Below are 1,158 nucleotides of genomic sequence, written 5' to 3'. Positions count from 1 at the left end.
GAGATATTATCACCTGAAACGTCTGGTCGCTGAAGAGTGCTTATTGATCAGTGATGGTTCTGCCAGTAACCGATCAGAGGATCTCGTAGAAAAAGCGGATACGGAAATGATCGGATTTGCGCTTGAACTGCTTCGTAATGATACTGTGGATGAGGTGATACTCGTAACGAACGACATCCCACTTGGTGAAGCGGCCGAATCGTTACTCCCACAATATGGATTCGACAATTGGCAAATCACTTGGCTTCGCGGTGGCGAACTTGCGGATGAGCTCGACGAGGATTTTGCACCCGAATTTGACTGAGTCAGTCGTATAGCCTCTTTGAACTGGCAGAACCATCACTGATCAATAAGCACTCTTCAGCGACCAGACGTTTCAGGTGATAATATCTCTGGAAAATAGGATTTCAACAGAGCCATCTCAACATAGTTGCATCCTGTTTTCTCACATACATTTATTCACCAGTGAGTCGTCTCAGACGTATGGAGACTCAATTGCGCATGTACCTGTCAGGAACTATCGCCGCAGTAGCTTCGTTTCTCTGGCCTTCTCAGGACAGTTCAACTTCATACACGGCGGGGTGTTCGTCGTGTTCTTCATCGTGGTGATGGTCGTCTTCGCCAACTTCGTCAAGTGGGCCGAGTCGCTCGAATCCAACTGACGGAGCTACCCGAAGAATGCGTGGTTATGCTTTTATATTGGACGCAACCAGTTTCGCTCGGATCGTACCCCCGTTTTATATGTGATTATCGTGGATACATGGGATATGGCCCTCCACAAACCCCTCCGAGAAGCCCCACGGCTCCTCCGTGAGCAACTGCTACTGTCCGTCCCGATGACGGTCGCCACCGTCCTCCAGATCCCACAGCTGTTCTTAGAGATACTTGCTCCGGCTATCTCTCTCGTTGAGGCAGACGGGAATCCTTCGCGGTCAAAGTCGACGGCCGACTGCTGCTCTAATGGGTTCGACAACCCATATCTCTCCCATTGATGTTGTACACGGTCATCGGGAGCGGCTTCGTCGCGCTCGGTCTTGCGATCGGCTGGTACGGGATCCGACCGCTTACGGTCATTCCGGGTATCCTCCGTGCTAACATTCAAGACCCAAGTGAGGTGACCAACACCGGCTCCTTCGTGGTGTGCCGCGGCGTTGCGAA

Annotated in this window: 2 protein-coding genes; both read left to right on the top strand. The window is 51.6% G+C overall.

What is annotated here, in order from left to right; translation table 11 throughout:
* Positions 1-304: hypothetical protein (locus DJ74_RS10995; RefSeq protein WP_394338312.1), on the top strand; the 304-nt coding region annotated here is incomplete at its 5' end.
* A gap of 463 nt (positions 305-767) precedes the next feature.
* Positions 768-992, top strand: a complete 225-nt coding sequence (locus DJ74_RS10990) for a hypothetical protein (RefSeq protein ID WP_094525113.1) — start codon at positions 768-770, stop codon at positions 990-992.
* Positions 993-1,158: the final 166 nt, after the last annotated feature.

The sequence above is a fragment of the Halorubrum sp. Ea8 genome, assembly GCF_002252925.1.
In the GTDB taxonomy this organism is placed as follows: Archaea; Halobacteriota; Halobacteria; order Halobacteriales; family Haloferacaceae; genus Halorubrum.
Note: the sequence above shows the minus strand (reverse complement) of the source record. Positions and strands in the feature narration are given on the sequence as shown.